The 14,486-nt window shown below is 64.5% G+C and carries 18 protein-coding genes; 9 read left to right on the plus strand and 9 right to left on the minus strand.

Translation table 11 applies throughout. From position 1 onward, the window contains the following. On the plus strand, positions 1–319 hold a 319-nt coding region (locus tag ACFMBG_RS17500), incomplete at its 5' end, for a universal stress protein (RefSeq protein WP_421055987.1). A 113-nt stretch (positions 320–432) separates the two neighbouring features. Next, positions 433–678 (plus strand): hypothetical protein, encoded by a 246-nt coding sequence (locus ACFMBG_RS17505; RefSeq protein ID WP_421055988.1) that lies wholly within the window; start codon positions 433–435, stop codon positions 676–678. 64 nt (positions 679–742) lie between these two features. On the opposite strand, the gene ACFMBG_RS17510 is transcribed toward ACFMBG_RS17505, so the two are convergent. The 3 genes from ACFMBG_RS17510 to ACFMBG_RS17520 form a co-directional block, all read right to left on the minus strand. Next, positions 743–1,102, minus strand: a complete 360-nt coding sequence (locus tag ACFMBG_RS17510; protein ID WP_421055989.1) for a transposase — start codon at positions 1,100–1,102, stop codon at positions 743–745. Then, complete coding sequence (locus tag ACFMBG_RS17515; protein ID WP_421055990.1) at positions 1,099–1,563, minus strand: IS5 family transposase; 465 nt, start codon at positions 1,561–1,563, stop codon at positions 1,099–1,101. Before ACFMBG_RS17515 ends, ACFMBG_RS17510 begins: the two co-directional genes overlap by 4 nt. A 292-nt stretch (positions 1,564–1,855) precedes the next feature. Beyond that, on the minus strand, positions 1,856–2,122 hold the full coding sequence (locus ACFMBG_RS17520) for a DUF2312 domain-containing protein (RefSeq protein WP_421055991.1): 267 nt from the start codon (positions 2,120–2,122) through the stop codon (positions 1,856–1,858). Positions 2,123–2,315: 193 nt separating this feature from the next. Between ACFMBG_RS17520 and ACFMBG_RS17525 the strand changes: the two genes are divergently transcribed. Next, a complete protein-coding gene (locus ACFMBG_RS17525) occupies positions 2,316–2,534 on the plus strand; it encodes a hypothetical protein (protein ID WP_421055992.1) in 219 nt (72 codons plus the stop codon). Positions 2,535–2,567: 33 nt separating this feature from the next. Here the strand turns inward: ACFMBG_RS17525 and ACFMBG_RS17530 are convergent, their stop codons facing one another. Continuing rightward, a complete protein-coding gene (locus ACFMBG_RS17530) occupies positions 2,568–2,783 on the minus strand; it encodes a hypothetical protein (protein WP_008556452.1) in 216 nt (71 codons plus the stop codon). 290 nt (positions 2,784–3,073) lie between these two features. Here ACFMBG_RS17530 and ACFMBG_RS17535 point away from each other — a divergent pair, with 290 nt between their 5' ends. Genes ACFMBG_RS17535 through ACFMBG_RS17550 form a run of 4 tightly spaced genes read left to right on the plus strand, consistent with a single transcriptional unit; the run spans position 3,074 to position 5,257 of the window. Beyond that, positions 3,074–3,937, plus strand: coding sequence for an MBL fold metallo-hydrolase (locus tag ACFMBG_RS17535; RefSeq protein WP_421055993.1), 864 nt, complete (start codon positions 3,074–3,076; stop codon positions 3,935–3,937). A gap of 21 nt (positions 3,938–3,958) precedes the next feature. Continuing rightward, positions 3,959–4,387 (plus strand): YeeE/YedE family protein, encoded by a 429-nt coding sequence (locus ACFMBG_RS17540; protein ID WP_421055994.1) that lies wholly within the window; start codon positions 3,959–3,961, stop codon positions 4,385–4,387. Further along, the gene (locus ACFMBG_RS17545) at positions 4,387–4,821 is read left to right on the plus strand and encodes a DUF6691 family protein (protein ID WP_421055995.1); all 435 of its coding nucleotides are present in this window, start codon (positions 4,387–4,389) and stop codon (positions 4,819–4,821) included. Before ACFMBG_RS17540 ends, ACFMBG_RS17545 begins: the two co-directional genes overlap by 1 nt. A 10-nt stretch (positions 4,822–4,831) precedes the next feature. After that, positions 4,832–5,257 carry a protein tyrosine phosphatase family protein gene (locus ACFMBG_RS17550; RefSeq protein ID WP_421055996.1) on the plus strand — a complete coding sequence of 142 codons (426 nt, stop codon included), beginning with the start codon at positions 4,832–4,834 and terminating at the stop codon, positions 5,255–5,257. A 308-nt stretch (positions 5,258–5,565) separates the two neighbouring features. On the opposite strand, the gene ACFMBG_RS17555 is transcribed toward ACFMBG_RS17550, so the two are convergent. The 5 genes from ACFMBG_RS17555 to ACFMBG_RS17575 all read right to left on the minus strand — a co-directional run bounded on the left by ACFMBG_RS17555 (position 5,566) and on the right by ACFMBG_RS17575 (position 11,754). Further along, the gene (locus tag ACFMBG_RS17555) at positions 5,566–6,879 is read right to left on the minus strand and encodes a FliM/FliN family flagellar motor switch protein (RefSeq protein WP_421055997.1); all 1,314 of its coding nucleotides are present in this window, start codon (positions 6,877–6,879) and stop codon (positions 5,566–5,568) included. Positions 6,880–6,963: 84 nt separating this feature from the next. Beyond that, positions 6,964–9,642, minus strand: a complete 2,679-nt coding sequence (locus tag ACFMBG_RS17560) for an ATP-binding protein (RefSeq protein ID WP_421055998.1) — start codon at positions 9,640–9,642, stop codon at positions 6,964–6,966. Further along, the gene (locus ACFMBG_RS17565; protein ID WP_421055999.1) at positions 9,642–9,986 is read right to left on the minus strand and encodes a hypothetical protein; all 345 of its coding nucleotides are present in this window, start codon (positions 9,984–9,986) and stop codon (positions 9,642–9,644) included. The genes ACFMBG_RS17560 and ACFMBG_RS17565 overlap by 1 nt, the downstream gene beginning before the upstream one ends. After that, on the minus strand, positions 9,983–10,363 hold the full coding sequence (locus ACFMBG_RS17570; protein ID WP_421056000.1) for a response regulator transcription factor: 381 nt from the start codon (positions 10,361–10,363) through the stop codon (positions 9,983–9,985). The genes ACFMBG_RS17565 and ACFMBG_RS17570 overlap by 4 nt, the downstream gene beginning before the upstream one ends. A 92-nt stretch (positions 10,364–10,455) precedes the next feature. After that, positions 10,456–11,754, minus strand: a complete 1,299-nt coding sequence (locus ACFMBG_RS17575) for a short-chain fatty acyl-CoA regulator family protein (RefSeq protein WP_421056001.1) — start codon at positions 11,752–11,754, stop codon at positions 10,456–10,458. A 231-nt stretch (positions 11,755–11,985) separates the two neighbouring features. Between ACFMBG_RS17575 and ACFMBG_RS17580 the strand changes: the two genes are divergently transcribed. After that, positions 11,986–13,332 carry a substrate-binding protein gene (locus tag ACFMBG_RS17580; RefSeq protein WP_421056002.1) on the plus strand — a complete coding sequence of 449 codons (1,347 nt, stop codon included), beginning with the start codon at positions 11,986–11,988 and terminating at the stop codon, positions 13,330–13,332. Positions 13,333–13,463: 131 nt separating this feature from the next. Continuing rightward, positions 13,464–14,486 carry a branched-chain amino acid ABC transporter permease gene (locus ACFMBG_RS17585; RefSeq protein ID WP_027237953.1) on the plus strand — a complete coding sequence of 341 codons (1,023 nt, stop codon included), beginning with the start codon at positions 13,464–13,466 and terminating at the stop codon, positions 14,484–14,486.

Consider the following 14,486-nt stretch of genomic DNA (forward strand, 5'->3'; position numbering starts at 1 on the left):
CGGCCAGCCCGCGAACTTCCTGGGGCTGTTTGCCAGCGCAACCGAAGAGCGCGACAAGGCAAACGCGATCCTGGCTATAGGCGAAACGATCCTCGATTGGGCAGAGCATCGCGCCAAGGACGCCGGCGCGCAGGACGTGGTCACGCACTTATGCGCCGGCGATTACGCAGACGGTATTCTGAAAACCGCCGAATCCAGCAATGCCGGGATGATCGTCATCGGCAGGCGCGGGCTGGGTCTGGTCCGCGAGATACTGATGGGGAGCGTGTCCCAGAAGGTGCTGCACCACGCGGCGTGCACGGTGGTTGTCACGCAGTAACCCGGCACCGGAATGCAGTTGGCTTCGGTAAAAGGGAGCAAGCCGTGGGATTTCCAGCGGGCGTCCAGCATGAGCCTCCAGCCAAAGACAGATTAGGCCCGTGGCCAGCTGCCGTGGTCACTGCATTTGCAGATCTGGGCCTGAATGACGGCGAAATCGCCCGGTACTTTGGCGTCCCGCCGTCGCTGATCCTGCAACTGCGGCAGGCCAGGCGGCCGGACCGCATGGCGGTTTTCGGGGGCGGCAGCGCCCTTGATGCGCGGCATCCAAGCGACCCGCCGGCCACACCGCCCTGGTACGCAAGCCTTACCCGGCTTGCAGGAAGACTGCGCCACGCGCTGCGCCGGCTGCCGTGGTAGGGTGGGTCGGCACATCCTGACGCTCAGGCTCGGGCGCGCCTTGCCCAAGAGCTCTGACCCAAGGTCATGTTGACAAATGGCGGAGCCAAAGACGGATCGACGTGATGTCGATGAAGCCCGGGAAGCTCTCAGCCGTCTTGTCGTAGCGTGTTGCGGCGCGTCTGGCGTTCTTGAGCTTGTTTAAGCACCGCTCGGCCAAGTTGCGCAGGCGATGGAGCGAACGGTCCACGCTGATGCGTTTCTTGCGGGATTTGCGCATCGGGATGACCGGCAGCACATCGCGCTTTTCCATGTGCACCCTGTTGCTGTCGGCGTCATATCCGCGATCTGCAAGCAGCACGCTAGGACTAGGCAGGTTGTCGGCCATGACCAGATCGAAACCGAGATAGTCGAATGTCTGCCCCGGCGTGATCTCTGTCCTCATGGGCAGACCATGCGCGTTGACGAAGAGGTGGATCTTGGTCGTGAAGTGGTAGATGGTCCAGAAAACAGTCCAGTGGACTGTTTTCCCATCGGACGCTCTTGAGCGCCCGAAACCCTGTCGCGGAGTCCCCCTTTAGCACCCGCTGTCTGATGATGGGCCCGGATCACGGTGCTGTCGATCATTTGCAGGGCGTCTGGCACGGCCCCGCTTTCGTTCAGGGCCTCCATGATCTCCTCCCAGAGCCCCGCCAGCGTCCAGCGCCGGAACTGGCGGTAGACGCTCGACCACTTGCCAAACTCTTCCGGCAGGTCACGCCATGGGGCACCCGTCTGCGCGATCCAGAATATCCCATCAAGAACAGGGCGGTGGTTGGTGGGTTTGCGTCCATTCGGGGTGCGGGTTGTCTGGATGAACCGCTCAAAGAACGCCCATTCCTCGTCCGACATCAGGTTTCGTGCCAAGCTGGTCTCCATCGCAGATACCAGCTTGAATCATGCCCAGAGCCCGATGTGAATCCCGTTTATCAACACGACCTAGGGCCGTAAATTTACAAAAAATGAACTAGAAGTAGAAAAGCCAACGTTTCAAGCCTCCAAATATCTCCGTAACAGTAAGTCAAAGGAACCTTTGGGCTCTACCGCCCGCTGACCCGAAACAGCTTCACTATTTGAGGGTTACGCTGTTTCGGGCTAGCTGGTAGCTGAAGTTCTAACACAACAAGAGCTTATGGTCTCGTCGTACGTGTTAGCACTTTTAATTCATGCCCAAGGCGTCCTTGTACATTTCCAGCACCGCCTCTTCTTCGGCGATGTCGTTCTCGTCGCGCTTGCGCAGGGCGATGATCTTGCGCATCACCTTGGTGTCGTAGCCGCGCCCCTTGGCTTCGGCCATCACCTCTTTCTGCTGCTCGGCGATGGTCTTCTTCTCTTCGTCCAGACGCTCGAACCGCTCGATAAACTGGCGCAGTTCGCCAGCGGTCACACGGTAGTTTTCGCTTTTTTCGTCTTCGGTGATATCCATCTGCGGCTCCGTCGGCACATGCTGTCAGTTGCTGTCGGAGCAAGGGGATAGCGTCCCGCCCGCCGCGCCGCAAGAAGGGAAAGCGGCAGAGCTGCGCCAAGCGGCAAAATCCGGCACCACGCCTGCGCGGCTTGCGCGTGCGATCAGGATCAGCTAGGCGCGGCAAAGCGCAAAACCCTGCAGGAGCACGCCTATGTTCGATCTTATTGTCTGGACCGGAGCCGCCTTGTCCGTAGCCGGGCTGCTGGGGCTGGTCTGGTGCATCATCAAGGTCGCACGCGCCCGCCGCCGGAAACTGGATGACGACGCGCTGCGTGCTGTGGTGCAATCGGTGCTGCCCTACAATCTGGGCGCCCTGCTGCTGTCGGTTCTGGGCCTGATGCTGGTGATGGTGGGCATTTTCCTGGGCTGAAGCCCGGGGCGGTCCTGCTGGACCGGCATGCCTTCAGACGGGCATGTTGTCGAACATCTCTTCCACCGCCTCTTCGCACAGCGCAGCCTCAAGACGGCGGAACCGGCGCGGAACCTCTGCCCCCTTCTTGCGCATGTGGTCCAGCAGCCGGATGAATTCGGGCCGCATGGCCAGCCGGGCAGCGCCGGTCTCTTTCTGAATTCTGGTTTCCAGCTGTTCGACGGTGTGAAACAGATCTTCCATTGTCATGAGCAGTCCTCCCTACGTCCTGCGATTGTGACAGTATTTCGCAACAGGAATACGAAATCCCGCGGAATGTGACCTCCGTGCCGCAAATTTACGCACTTTTATCGCCCAGCCGCCGCTTTTGCGGCTTTACTTGGCGCCCGGCAACGCTAACGCGGCGCAGCATCGCCCGCCTTGACACAAATCAGACGGCTGCGATGATTTGAATGGCGCCTGCGGCTTTGAGCTCCGGCGGCCTTGAAACACATTCTCAAATCAATATATGAATTCCCGTAATCAAGGGAGACTGACAAATGACCCCCGCCGTCAAAGCCTTTTTCGACGAAGCCACCAACACCGTGTCTTACGTAGTGCGTGAGCCCGAAGGCACGGCCTGCGCCATCATCGACTCGGTACTGGACTTTGACCACGCGGCCGGGCGCACCAGCACCGCCTCCGCCGACGCAATTGTGGCCTGGATCAAGGCCGAGGGGCTGCGGCTGGAGTGGATCCTTGAAAGCCATGTGCATGCCGACCACCTGTCGGCGGCCCCCTATCTGCAGGAGCAGCTGGGCGGCAAGATCGGCATTGGCGATCGGATCACCGTGGTCCAGAACACCTTCGGCAAGATCTTCAACGAAGGCACCGAATTCCAGCGCGACGGCAGCCAGTTCGACCAGCTGTTCCGCGAGGGCGACAGCTTCATGATCGGCCAGATGCGCGGCGAGGTGCTGCATACGCCCGGCCACACGCCCGCCTGCCTTACCTATGTGATCGGCGATGCCGCCTTTGTCGGCGATACCCTGTTCATGCCTGATTTCGGCACCGCCCGCTGCGATTTCCCCGGCGGATCCTCTGCCGATCTGTACAACTCGATCCAGAAAATCCTGTCGCTGCCCGATGAAACCCGGATCTTCGTCGGCCATGACTACAAGGCGCCGGGCCGCGACGATTATGCCTGGGAAACCACGGTGGGCGAGCAGAAGGCGCTGAACGTGCATGTGGGCGCGGGCCGCAGCATCGAAGAATTTGTCGAAATGCGTGACGCCCGCGACGCGACGCTGGGAATGCCGCGGCTGATCCTGCCGTCGCTGCAAGTGAACATGCGCGCAGGCCAGATGCCGGAGCCGGATGACCAGGGCGATGTGTTCCTGAAGATCCCGGTCAACAAGATCTGACCGGGCTAACGGAGAAAAATGATGCAAGCAGACTGGATTTGGGGATTGGGCGGCGGCCTGCTGATCGGGCTAGGCGGCGCGGTTTACCTGCTGGGCAATGGCCGGATCATGGGCGCCAGCGGCATTCTGGGCGGGCTGCTGGATGGCAGCGGCCGCAACACCGCGGCTGAACGGACCGCCTTCATCGCCGGCGTGATCGGCATGCCGCTGCTGATCGGGCTGCTGACAGGCAGCACGCCCGACACCCACGTCACCAGCAATGCTGCGGTACTGGTGCTGGCCGGCCTGCTGGTGGGCATCGGCACCCGCGTTGCCAATGGCTGCACGTCCGGCCACGGGGTCTGCGGCATTTCCCGCCTGTCCCTGCGCGGGATTGCGGCAACGGCGGTCTTCATGCTGGCAGGCATCCTAACGCTCGCGGTGCTGCGCCAGATGCTGGGGGTGATCTGATGCTGCGGATTGTGCTGGCATTGTTTGCAGGCAGCCTGTTCGGGACCGGACTGATGCTGTCGGGAATGACCGACACCGCCAAGGTGCAGGGCTTTTTGGATATCCTTGGCGATTGGGATCCCACCCTGGCCTTCGTGATGGGCGGCGCGCTGCTGCCGATGGCGCTGGCCTGGCGGCTGACAGAAGGGCGCAAACCCGCAGCCGGCGGCAGCTTCCCCGCCCCGCCCTCTGCGGAGCTGGACAGGCGGCTTGTCCTGGGTTCGGTGCTGTTCGGCATCGGCTGGGGGCTGGTGGGCCTCTGCCCCGGCCCGGCGATGGCTTCGCTCAGCTACAACAGCTGGCAGGGCGCGCTGTTCATGGCGGCGATGGCCTGCGGCATGATAGCCGCCCCGAGGGTCAGCCGGCATCTGGACCGGGGCGCCGCAAACGCGTAAAGAATCGCGCATGGATGCACGCGTAATCACCCCCCGCTACTCGGTCTCGCCGCAGATCTCGGCTGAGGATCTGCCCGCCATCGCCGCCGCCGGTTACAAGACTGTGATCTGCAACCGCCCGGACGAGGAAGTGCCGCCCAGCCATCAGGCCGAAGCGATCCGCGCCGCGGCGGAGGCGGCCGGGCTGCGGTTCGAGGTGCTGCCCCTGACCCATCAGACCATGACGCCTGAAAACGTGGCGCTGCAGCGCGAGCTGTACGAGAGCTGCGAAGGCCCGGTGCTGGCCTACTGCGCCTCCGGCACACGCTGCTCGGTGGTCTGGGCACTTGGACAGGCCAGCGATATGAGCGCGGACGACATTCTGCAAAAGACCGGCGCGGCAGGCTATCAACTGGATGGGCTGCGCCCGGCGCTGGAATCGCTGGCAAGCCGCTGAGGCCCTGACCGCAGATTGCCTGCCCAGGTATGGCAGGCAATCCCAAGCACCGGCACCCGTCTCCTGCCCGGGGTCAGCCCCGGGCAACTTCGCCTTATGCAAGGGCTTTCTGCGCTTCTGTTTGCGGCTGGCTGTTTCCATTTCGGTGCGGCGGCCGGGACTGAATTTGCGGCAACGCTCCGGGCACACTGAGCTGCCGCCGCAGCGCTGCCAGCGTACGATTGCGGCCCGGCAGCCCGTTTATGGGTCTATGCGAAAAGGCCGTCCGGCGTGAGCAAGGGAAACGCCGCAAACGGGGCTTATCAAAATCAGCCGTTTTCCGTCAGCGCGCCGTCCAGACCGGCCAGTTGCGAGATTTCCGCTGCGGCATCGCCCGGCTCGAAATCGCCGAGGCCGGCGGCAGGCAGATCAGGCAGGTCAGGCAGATCCGGCAGGTCGGGAAGATCCGGCAACCCGCCGTCCAGGCCATCCATGCCCAGCCCGCCATCGCCGTCGAGACCGGACAGGTCCAAGCCATCCAGGCCCGCGTCCATTCCGCCCATTCCGCCCATACCGCCGCCCTCCAGCGCCGGAGCCGCCTCCAGCGCGGGCAGGCCGCCATCATCCATCGGATCCTGCAGCCCCTGGTCGGCAATTCCCATTCCGAGTGCCGGCGCGGCGTCCGGCATCGAATCCATGCCTGCCCCGTCGGAGAAGGCCATATCGTCCGCACCGGCATCGCTGACCAGCCTGGTTCTGGGCTGGTTCAGCCGCACCGCACGGGATCCGTTCATCTGTCCCAGCCGCCCCTGCGCCACCGGCTTTCCGCCAATGGTCAGCAGGTCGGTTTCATAAAGAAAGGCCTGATCCAGCGGCAGCGTGTCGCCGACCTTCAACCCGGCAAAGTCGCGCAGCGGCACCCGCATCTTGCACAGAACCGCGGTCAGCTCCGCGCGGATCGAATCGAGGTTGCGGCCCAGCGACGGGCCCTGGGCTGCGCCGCCCTGTCCGTCCTGCAGCTCTTCCGCGGTGGGTTCCGGCAGTATCAGCTTCATCACGCCCTGCATGGCGCCGCAGGCCAGATCCAGCGTCAGCTCGATCACCCGGTAATCCTCAGCCTCCAGCCCCAGCACCAGGCTGCGCACGTTCTCCACCTGCGCGCCAAAGCGGTAGCCGGAGAAGATGGCCTGGTCCGCATGGCCGTCCAGCATCGACACAACCTTGGCAAAGGCGCGCTCGAGGAATTCGGCGGTCATTGCAGCATCGGTGGGCGTATAGACGCGCTCACCCGGCGCCTTGCCGATCACCGCGCCGATGGTCTGCTGCTGAATCAGCGCGGTCACCGTGGCCGCGTCCATGCTGGCTGCACCGATCCGCCCGTTGGGGCAGTCCAGCACCACCAGCAGATCCTTGTCTGACAGGTTCTGGGCAAGGTCCTCGGGGACGCGGTTGCACTGACGGGCCGCCAGCACCGCCATCGGCAGCTCACACAGATCCGCAGCCGCGCGCGCAACGGAACGGCGCAACGCCTTCAGCGTCAGCGAGCTGTTGATCGCCCCGGCGCCTTCCTTAGTTGCTGCCAGCTTGCGTGCAAGCACACTCTGCTTACCGCTGCCCGCCTGTGCTGCATCTGTCTCAGACATAGGTTGATTAACCTGCCCCATACGCGTCCCGTTTCCCCGGTTTTACCCGAAAGGAGGTTAACAACTTCTGTATCCCGAGGCAGGTTACGCCGCCTTTTCACCGGCTGCGGGTAAGGAAACCCGGAAGGCGCCGCCGCTGTGCCCGGGCAAGTAGCAGATATCTCCGCCGAGCCGCTGCATGACCTCGCGGCAGATCGCCAGCCCCAGCCCGGCGCCGCCCGCGCGTTCGGGGCTAACGCGAGAGAATTTCTCGAAAATCATCTGCTGGAAATCCGCGGGCACACCGCTGCCGTTATCCGTGAAATCGATATGCAAATGCCCGCCGGCGGCCGTGGTGGAGATGGTCAGTTCAGGCTCTTCCGCGTCGCAGTATTTCTGGGCATTGGCGATCAGGTTGATGAACACCTGCGCCAGCCGGTCGAGGTCGGAGGAGATGCGGTAGGCCTCCGCTTCGGGGCTGCGGACCACCTTGAGCGGCCGGTCCGAACCCGCCAGCGCAGCGGCGACCGCGTGGTCCAGCACTTCCGTCAGGGTGCCTGCCGTCATGTTGAGGCTCACCTGGCCGTTCTCCAGCACGCTGAGGTCCAGCAGGTCGTTCAGCAGCCGGGTCAGACGCAGCGTCTCGTCATGGATGATGCCGGCATAGTGCCGCTGCTCCTGCGGGCCGAGCTGGGCGTCATCGCGCAGGATCTCCGAGAACGCCCGGATCGAGGTCATCGGCGTGCGCAGCTCATGGCTCACCTGGCTGAGGAAGGCGTCTTTCTGCTCTGAAATCTGTGTGAGCTTCTCGTTTGTTTCCCGCAGCTTTCGGGCCGTTGCCGACAGCTCCGCCGACTGGGCTTCCAGGCGGCTGGAGTATTCCAGCATCTGCGCCGTCTCATCCGCCACCGCCAGCAGATCCTGCACCGAGACCGACGAGCCGCCGACGATCTGCCCGATCATCGCATGCGCCGCCGCGGCGCCGATGGAGGCGCTGAGCTCGCGCTCCAGCCGCTCCAGAAAGGCAGGCGTCGGCTCCGGCAGCGGGCCGCGGCCACCCTGGCGCATCCGCTCGCGCTGGAAGAAGGCCTGCGCTTCGGAGGCACCGAGGATCCGCTGCGACATGATCATCAGGTCTTCGGATTGCGCAACCGAACCGGTCCAGCCGCGCGGGCCCGCGGAATGGTCAAAGACATTAACGAATTGCGCGCCCTGCAACCGTTCCAGCGGGCTGGGGAAGCTCATCAGCGACACCAGGCAGAAGGCCGTGGCATTGAGGCTCATCGACCACATCACCGCATGCACGGTCGGGTCCATGCCCTCGATCCCGAACAGCGCCTGCGGGCGCAGCCAGCTGAGGCCGAACAGGCCCTCGCGCAGAATGTGCTCCGGCAGCAGCCCGCCGCCAAGTGCGGGCAGCAGCATGGTATAGAGCCAGATGGCAAAGCCCACGGTGAGGCCGGCCAGCGCGCCGCTGCGGGTGGCGCCGCGCCAGAACAGGCCGCCGACCAGCGCCGGCAGGATTTGCGCCACACCGGCAAAGGAGATCAGGCCGATAGCCGCCAGCGCGGCAGCGCCGCCCGAGAGGTGGTAATAGAAATACCCCAGCGCCATGATCACCGCGATCGATACCCGCCGCGACAGCAGCACCACATCGCGCACATCGCCGGAGACCGAGGCCTGGCGGCTTTGCAGCCGCAGCCAGACCGGCATCACGATATGGTTCGACACCATCGTCGACAGCGCCATCGCCGCCACGATCACCATCGAGGTCGCGGAGGAGAAGCCCCCGAGGAAGGACAGCACGGCCAGCCCCTGCTGGCCCTGCTGCAAAGGCACCGTCAGCACGAACATGTCGGGGTTGGCGCCCGCGGGCAGCAGCTCCAGCCCGACAACGGCGATCGGCACCACGAACATCGAGATCAGCAGCAGGTAAAGCGGGAAGGCCCAGGAGGCGATGCGCAGGTGGCGTTCGTCCTCATTCTCCACCACCATCACCTGGAACATCCGCGGCAGGCAGACAAAGGCGGCAGCAGCCAGGAAGGTGATGGTCGCCCAGCGGCTGCCGTCGACGTTCCACTGGCCGATCTGCGAGGCATCGATGCGCTGCAGCGTCTCGCCGACACCGCCCGCCACGCCCCAGACCACAAACACCCCCACCGCCAGCAGCGCCGCCAGCTTGACAATGGCTTCCAGCGCAATGGCGGTCACCACCCCGTGGTGGCGCTCATTGGCGTTGAGGTTGCGGGTGCCGAACAGGATTGCGAACACCGCCAGCCCGGCCGCTACCCAGAACACGGTCGAGGTCTCATTATAGCCGCGTATGGGATCGGCCTCGGCGAAGATGGCAAAGGACAGGGTGACCGACTGCAGCTGCAGCGAGATGTAAGGGGTGACACCAATCACCGCGAGGATCGTGACCCCGGTGGCCAGCAGGTTCGACTTGCCATAACGCGAGGAAATGAGGTCGGCGATGGAGGTGATCCGCTGGCTGCGCCCGATCCGCACCAGCTTGCGCAGGCCCCACCACCAGCCGATCATCACCAGCGAAGGCCCGAGGTAGATGGTCACGAACTCCAGACCTGAGCGCGCCGCATAACCGACGGCACCGTAAAAGGTCCAGGCGGTGCAATAGACCGACAGCGACAGCGTGTAGATCAGCGGCGAGCGCATCCAGGCCGCGCTGCGGCCTCGTGCCGCCATCCGATCGGCCCAGAAGGCGATGAAGAACAGGAACGCCACATAGGCGAGGCAGACAAAGGCCAGCACGTTGAGGGAGGCCATCAGCCGTCCTCCCCGTCATCCGGCCGGTCACCGGGAAGCCCTGCCCCGTCCGGCCCGCCGCCGGTCCAGTGGTCGGCCCACCGCTGCACCGCCATGCTGAAGACGAAACAAGCGCCGATCAGCCCGATCCAGACCGCGAACACATAGATGACGGCAGCAGACATGCTGACCCCGTCCCGGGCCGCCGGATGGGTCGAGGCTTCGGGCCACAACAGCGGCAGTGCCAGCAGCAGCGCCCCCAGCACCGGCAGCAGCCGGGCGATGTCCATCAGGCGGCGGCGGCGGTAGGTCTGGCGCTCCGCGCGGGTGCCCGTTTGCTCTCTGGGGCCGCCGTCCCGGGTCATCCCTGCCCGGCCTGGGCGTGCAGGTCCCGCACTGCGGTCAGCACCTCGGCATTGGAGAAAGGTTTGGTCATGAAGCGGGTCACACCCGCTTTCTCCGCCATCTCGCGGTCCCGCATCTGGCCGCGGGCGGTCAGCATCAGCACCGGCAGCGCCTGCATGTCACGCTCGGCGCGCAGCTCGCGGACGATCTCCAGCCCGCTCTTGCCCGGCAGCATAAGATCGAGAATCACCAGGTCGGGATTGGCATCCCGGATCACCTCCACCGCGGTGGCGCCATCGGTATGCGCATCCACGCTCCACCCGTCCCGGGTCAGCAGAAACCGGATGGCCTCGGTGATATTCGGCTCATCTTCGATCAGTACAACATGCCTGCCCATCAGCAGAATTTCCTCCCGGCGTCCCCTTCCGGCCAGGCCGGTGCGGGCGCGCATTCCTTTTTGCGCAGGTTAGCCCCGCGGCCATGTGGCTGTCAAAACTCTTCCTTCAGGATCGACGGCTCGCGCCGGGCCGGACAACCCTGGCGCGGGCAGATCCGGCAGCTGGCGCCGACCGGCTGCGGGTCCTGCGCTTCCTGGCCGCCGGGCAGGATCAGCATCACCGCCCGGTACAGGGGATCAGCCCCGAAATCCGGCATCTCCTGCGGCCAGGCTACCGCCATGCAGTCAAAGGCAGCCGCGTTGCGCCCCTGCTGCACCACATTGCGCCGCACCGGCACATGCGGGCGCACCAGCGCGGTGTAAAGCGGCCACAGCGGGCAGGACGCCCCGAACCGCGGCATGGCAAAGCCGGTGACCGGCTTGCGGAACAACAGCGTGCCGGAGGCATCGCAGATCACCAGCCCGGCCTCCCGCCCCAGCACCTCCTCCGGCAGTGCGGCCAGCCGCCGCAGCACCGCAGGCAGGCCGCAGCCGAATTTCTGCGCCAGCGCCACGGGGGCAAGCCCGCCGGAGCGGAGCTCGCGCTCCAGCGCCTGCAGCGGCATGGCGCGGGCGTCCGCCTGGTACTGTTCCAGTGCTGCGCGGGCCAGGCTGCGGGCGGCTTCGCTCACCAGCTCCGGGGCCTCCCGCACCAGATCCTCCGGCGCAGCGGTGCCGTCCTCCAGCGCCGGAAAATGGAAACGGCTGGCCTGCAGGAAGGCCTCGGCCTCCTCCTGCGGCATGCCGCGGCGGTCGGCGCCGGTGTCCCCCTCATCCAGAAAGCTCACCAGTGCCCGGCTGCTTTCCGACAGGCGCAGCGAATCCTCGTTGAGGTTCTTGTGGAAGCGGTCGCGCCATTCCGGCTCCAGCTCTCCGGTTTCCGCCAGGATCGACGCGGTGGAGCGGATTGCCGCCGCGGTGGACAGCACCTCATGCACCGAGGCTGCCAGGTTGGGGTCATGGGTCAGCCGGTCCGACAGGGTTTCCACCGTGCGCTCCAGCGTAGCGATACGGCGGTGGCCGGACGCCAGCACCTCGGCCCAGCCCGGAAAGCGGCCGGCAAATTCGTCCACCCGGTCCAGTTCCGCGACCGGCACGCCGCTGTCCGCCGCCGCCTCCCGCAGGGTGGAGATCAGCGCCGCCTCCGCCCCCTCGCTCAGCATCGACGGCTCCACCCCCAGAACACCGGCGATATCGACCAGCAGCTTGCCACCGATTCTGCGCCGGTTGTGCTCGATCAGGTTGAGATAAGAGGCTGAAATCCCTGCTTCCCGCGCCAATTCGGCCTGCCGCAACCCCAGGATGAGCCTGCGTTCGCGGATCCGGCTGCCAGTGAGGGTGTCGCGTGCCATGCCGGCGGGTCTCCCAAAACACTTCCAATTCAAGGGCTTTCTGCAACGCAATATAAGTTTGTTTACAGTATGCCACGGAATATTGTTCATTTATTTACAGAATTTTCAAGCTGTAAAAGGGTTTTATTGCCTGGGTTTACATGTCGCTCTCATACTGATTTTGCACTCATCGTGCTGGTACCGCGCAGAAGTGAGGAGCTGCAAGGCACCAATCATACTAGGGAGGAATACATGTCTAAATTCGACGTTTCGCGCCGTGGTGTCCTGAGGACCGGCGCACTCGCAGGCGCCGGCGTGGCGCTGCCGACCATCTTTACCGCTTCTTCCGCCGCGGCCTTCACCAATGAGCCGACCGGCGGCACCGTTACCCTCGGCTTCAACGTGCCGCAGACCGGCCCCTATGCCGACGAAGGCGCCGACGAGCTGCGCGCCTATGAGCTGGCGGTCGAGCACCTGAACGGCGGCGGCGACGGCGGCATGATGAACACCTTCAGCTCCAAGGCGCTGCAAGGGAACGGCATCCTGGGCAAGAAGGTGGAATACGTCACCGGCGACACCCAGACCAAGTCCGACGCCGCCCGTGCCTCCGCCAAGTCGATGATCGAGAAGGACGGCGCGGTGATGATCACCGGCGGCTCCTCCTCCGGCGTTGCCATCGCCGTGCAGGGTCTCTGCCAGGAGGCAGGCGTGATCTTCATGGCGGGCCTCACCCACTCCAACGACACCACCGGCAAGGACAAAAAGGCCAACGGCTTCCGCCACTTCTTCAACGGCTACATGTCGGGCGCGGCGCTGGCGCCGGTGCTCAAGAACCTCTACGGCACCGACCGCACCGCCTATCACCTGACCGCCGACTACACCTGGGGCTGGACCCAGGAAGAGTCGATCGCAGCCGCCACCGAAGCCCTGGGCTGGCAGACCGTGAACAAGGTCCGCACCCCGCTGGCAGCCACCGACTTCTCCTCCTACATCGCGCCAGTGCTGAACTCGGGCGCCGACGTGCTGGTGCTGAACCACTATGGCGGCAACATGGTGAACTCGCTGACCAACGCGGTGCAATTCGGCCTGCGCGACAAGGTGGTGAACGGCAAGAACTTCGAGATCGTGGTGCCGCTCTACTCCCGCCTGATGGCCAAGGGCGCCGGCGAGAACGTCAAGGGCATCCACGGCTCCACCAACTGGCACTGGACGCTGCAGGATGAGGGCTCCAAGGCCTTCGTGAAGAGCTTTGGCACCAAATACGGCTTCCCGCCGAGCCAGGCCGCGCACACCTGCTATGTGCAGACCATGCTCTACGCGGATGCGGTCGAGCGCGCAGGCAGCTTCAACCCCTGCGCCGTTGTGGAAGCGCTGGAAGGCTTCGAGTTCGACGGCATGGGCAACGGCCCGACCCTCTACCGCGCCGAAGACCACCAGTGCTTCAAGGACGTCCTGGTGGTGCGCGGCAAGGAGAACCCGACCTCGGAGTTCGACCTCCTGGAAGTGGTCGAAGTCACCCCGCGGGCACAGGTGGAATACGCCCCCGATCACCCGATGTTCGCCGGCGGCAACCTGGGCGCCTGCAACCCGGGCGCATAAGCCAGCCACAGGGCGCCGGAATTTTCAAAAAATTCCGGGCCGGATTCCGGGCCGGAATCCGGCTGCCCCAACCGGCCCGTCCGCCTCCCCCGCCGGACGGGCCATTCCGAACCTGACGAACGGTGGGACCCATGGACGCCATTCTCCTGCAAATCCTGAACGGGCTCGACAAGGGCTCGGCCTATGCGCTGATCGCGCTGGGATTGACACTCATTTTCGGCACGCTGGGCGTGGTGAACTTTGCCCATGGGGCCCTGTTCATGATCGGCGCCTTCTGCGCCGTTACCCTGCAACGCATTCTGAACCTCAGCTTTGAAGTGGTCGACGAGACCCAGACCGACTTCCTCGGCAACCCGCTGAAGGTGAAAACCCCCTATGTCGAGGCCTGGTTCGGCCCCGAGTTCGGCGGTGCCATCATTGACTGGGCGGTGCCGCTGGCGATCCTCTTTGCGATCCCGATCATGATCGGCGTCGGCTATGTGATGGAGCGCGGGCTGATCAAGCATTTCTACAAGCGCCCCCACGCCGACCAGATCCTGGTGACCTTCGGCCTCGCCATCGTGCTGCAGGAAGTGGTGAAATACTTCTACGGCGCCAACCCGATCCAGACCCCGGCACCGGATGCGCTGAACGGGGTGATGAACCTCGGCGCCGTCATCGGCATGGACATCATCTATCCTGTCTGGCGCGTGGTCTATTTCTTCTTTGCCGTGCTGATCATCGGCGGCATCTTCTCCTTCCTGCAGTTCACCACCTTCGGCATGGTGGTGCGGGCCGGCATGGCCGACCGCGAGACCGTGGGCCTTCTGGGCATCAACATCGACCGCCGCTTCACCATCATGTTCGGCATCGCCGCTGCCGTCGCGGGCCTGGCCGGTGTCATGTACACACCGATCAACTCGCCCAACTACCACATGGGCATGGACTTCCTGGTCCTGAGCTTCGTGGTGGTGGTTGTCGGCGGCATGGGCTCCCTGCCCGGCGCGGTGCTGGCAGGCTTCCTGCTGGGTGTTCTCGAGAGCTTTGCCTCGATGAACGAGATCAAGTCGCTGATCCCCGGCATCGACCAGATCATCATCTATGTGGTCGCAATCATCATTCTGCTGACCCGTCCGCGGGGCCTGATGGGCCGCAAAGGCGTGATGGAGGACTAA

The organism is Leisingera coralii (assembly GCF_049056525.1).
Classification (GTDB): Bacteria; Pseudomonadota; Alphaproteobacteria; order Rhodobacterales; family Rhodobacteraceae; genus Leisingera; species Leisingera coralii.

What these genes read in the sequence shown, in the direction of transcription:
- ACFMBG_RS17510 (WP_421055989.1), bottom strand. Translation starts at nt 1,102, where the DNA reads ATGAGGACAGAGATCACGCCGGGGCAGACATTCGACTATCTCGGTTTC.
- ACFMBG_RS17520 (WP_421055991.1), bottom strand. Translation starts at nt 2,122, where the DNA reads ATGGATATCACCGAAGACGAAAAAAGCGAAAACTACCGTGTGACCGCT.
- ACFMBG_RS17525 (WP_421055992.1), top strand. Translation starts at nt 2,316, where the DNA reads ATGTTCGATCTTATTGTCTGGACCGGAGCCGCCTTGTCCGTAGCCGGG.
- ACFMBG_RS17530 (WP_008556452.1), bottom strand. Translation starts at nt 2,783, where the DNA reads ATGACAATGGAAGATCTGTTTCACACCGTCGAACAGCTGGAAACCAGA.
- ACFMBG_RS17535 (WP_421055993.1), top strand. Translation starts at nt 3,074, where the DNA reads ATGACCCCCGCCGTCAAAGCCTTTTTCGACGAAGCCACCAACACCGTG.
- ACFMBG_RS17540 (WP_421055994.1), top strand. Translation starts at nt 3,959, where the DNA reads ATGCAAGCAGACTGGATTTGGGGATTGGGCGGCGGCCTGCTGATCGGG.
- ACFMBG_RS17545 (WP_421055995.1), top strand. Translation starts at nt 4,387, where the DNA reads ATGCTGCGGATTGTGCTGGCATTGTTTGCAGGCAGCCTGTTCGGGACC.
- ACFMBG_RS17550 (WP_421055996.1), top strand. Translation starts at nt 4,832, where the DNA reads ATGGATGCACGCGTAATCACCCCCCGCTACTCGGTCTCGCCGCAGATC.
- ACFMBG_RS17555 (WP_421055997.1), bottom strand. Translation starts at nt 6,879, where the DNA reads ATGTCTGAGACAGATGCAGCACAGGCGGGCAGCGGTAAGCAGAGTGTG.
- ACFMBG_RS17560 (WP_421055998.1), bottom strand. Translation starts at nt 9,642, where the DNA reads ATGGCCTCCCTCAACGTGCTGGCCTTTGTCTGCCTCGCCTATGTGGCG.
- ACFMBG_RS17565 (WP_421055999.1), bottom strand. Translation starts at nt 9,986, where the DNA reads ATGACCCGGGACGGCGGCCCCAGAGAGCAAACGGGCACCCGCGCGGAG.
- ACFMBG_RS17570 (WP_421056000.1), bottom strand. Translation starts at nt 10,363, where the DNA reads ATGGGCAGGCATGTTGTACTGATCGAAGATGAGCCGAATATCACCGAG.
- ACFMBG_RS17575 (WP_421056001.1), bottom strand. Translation starts at nt 11,754, where the DNA reads ATGGCACGCGACACCCTCACTGGCAGCCGGATCCGCGAACGCAGGCTC.
- ACFMBG_RS17580 (WP_421056002.1), top strand. Translation starts at nt 11,986, where the DNA reads ATGTCTAAATTCGACGTTTCGCGCCGTGGTGTCCTGAGGACCGGCGCA.
- ACFMBG_RS17585 (WP_027237953.1), top strand. Translation starts at nt 13,464, where the DNA reads ATGGACGCCATTCTCCTGCAAATCCTGAACGGGCTCGACAAGGGCTCG.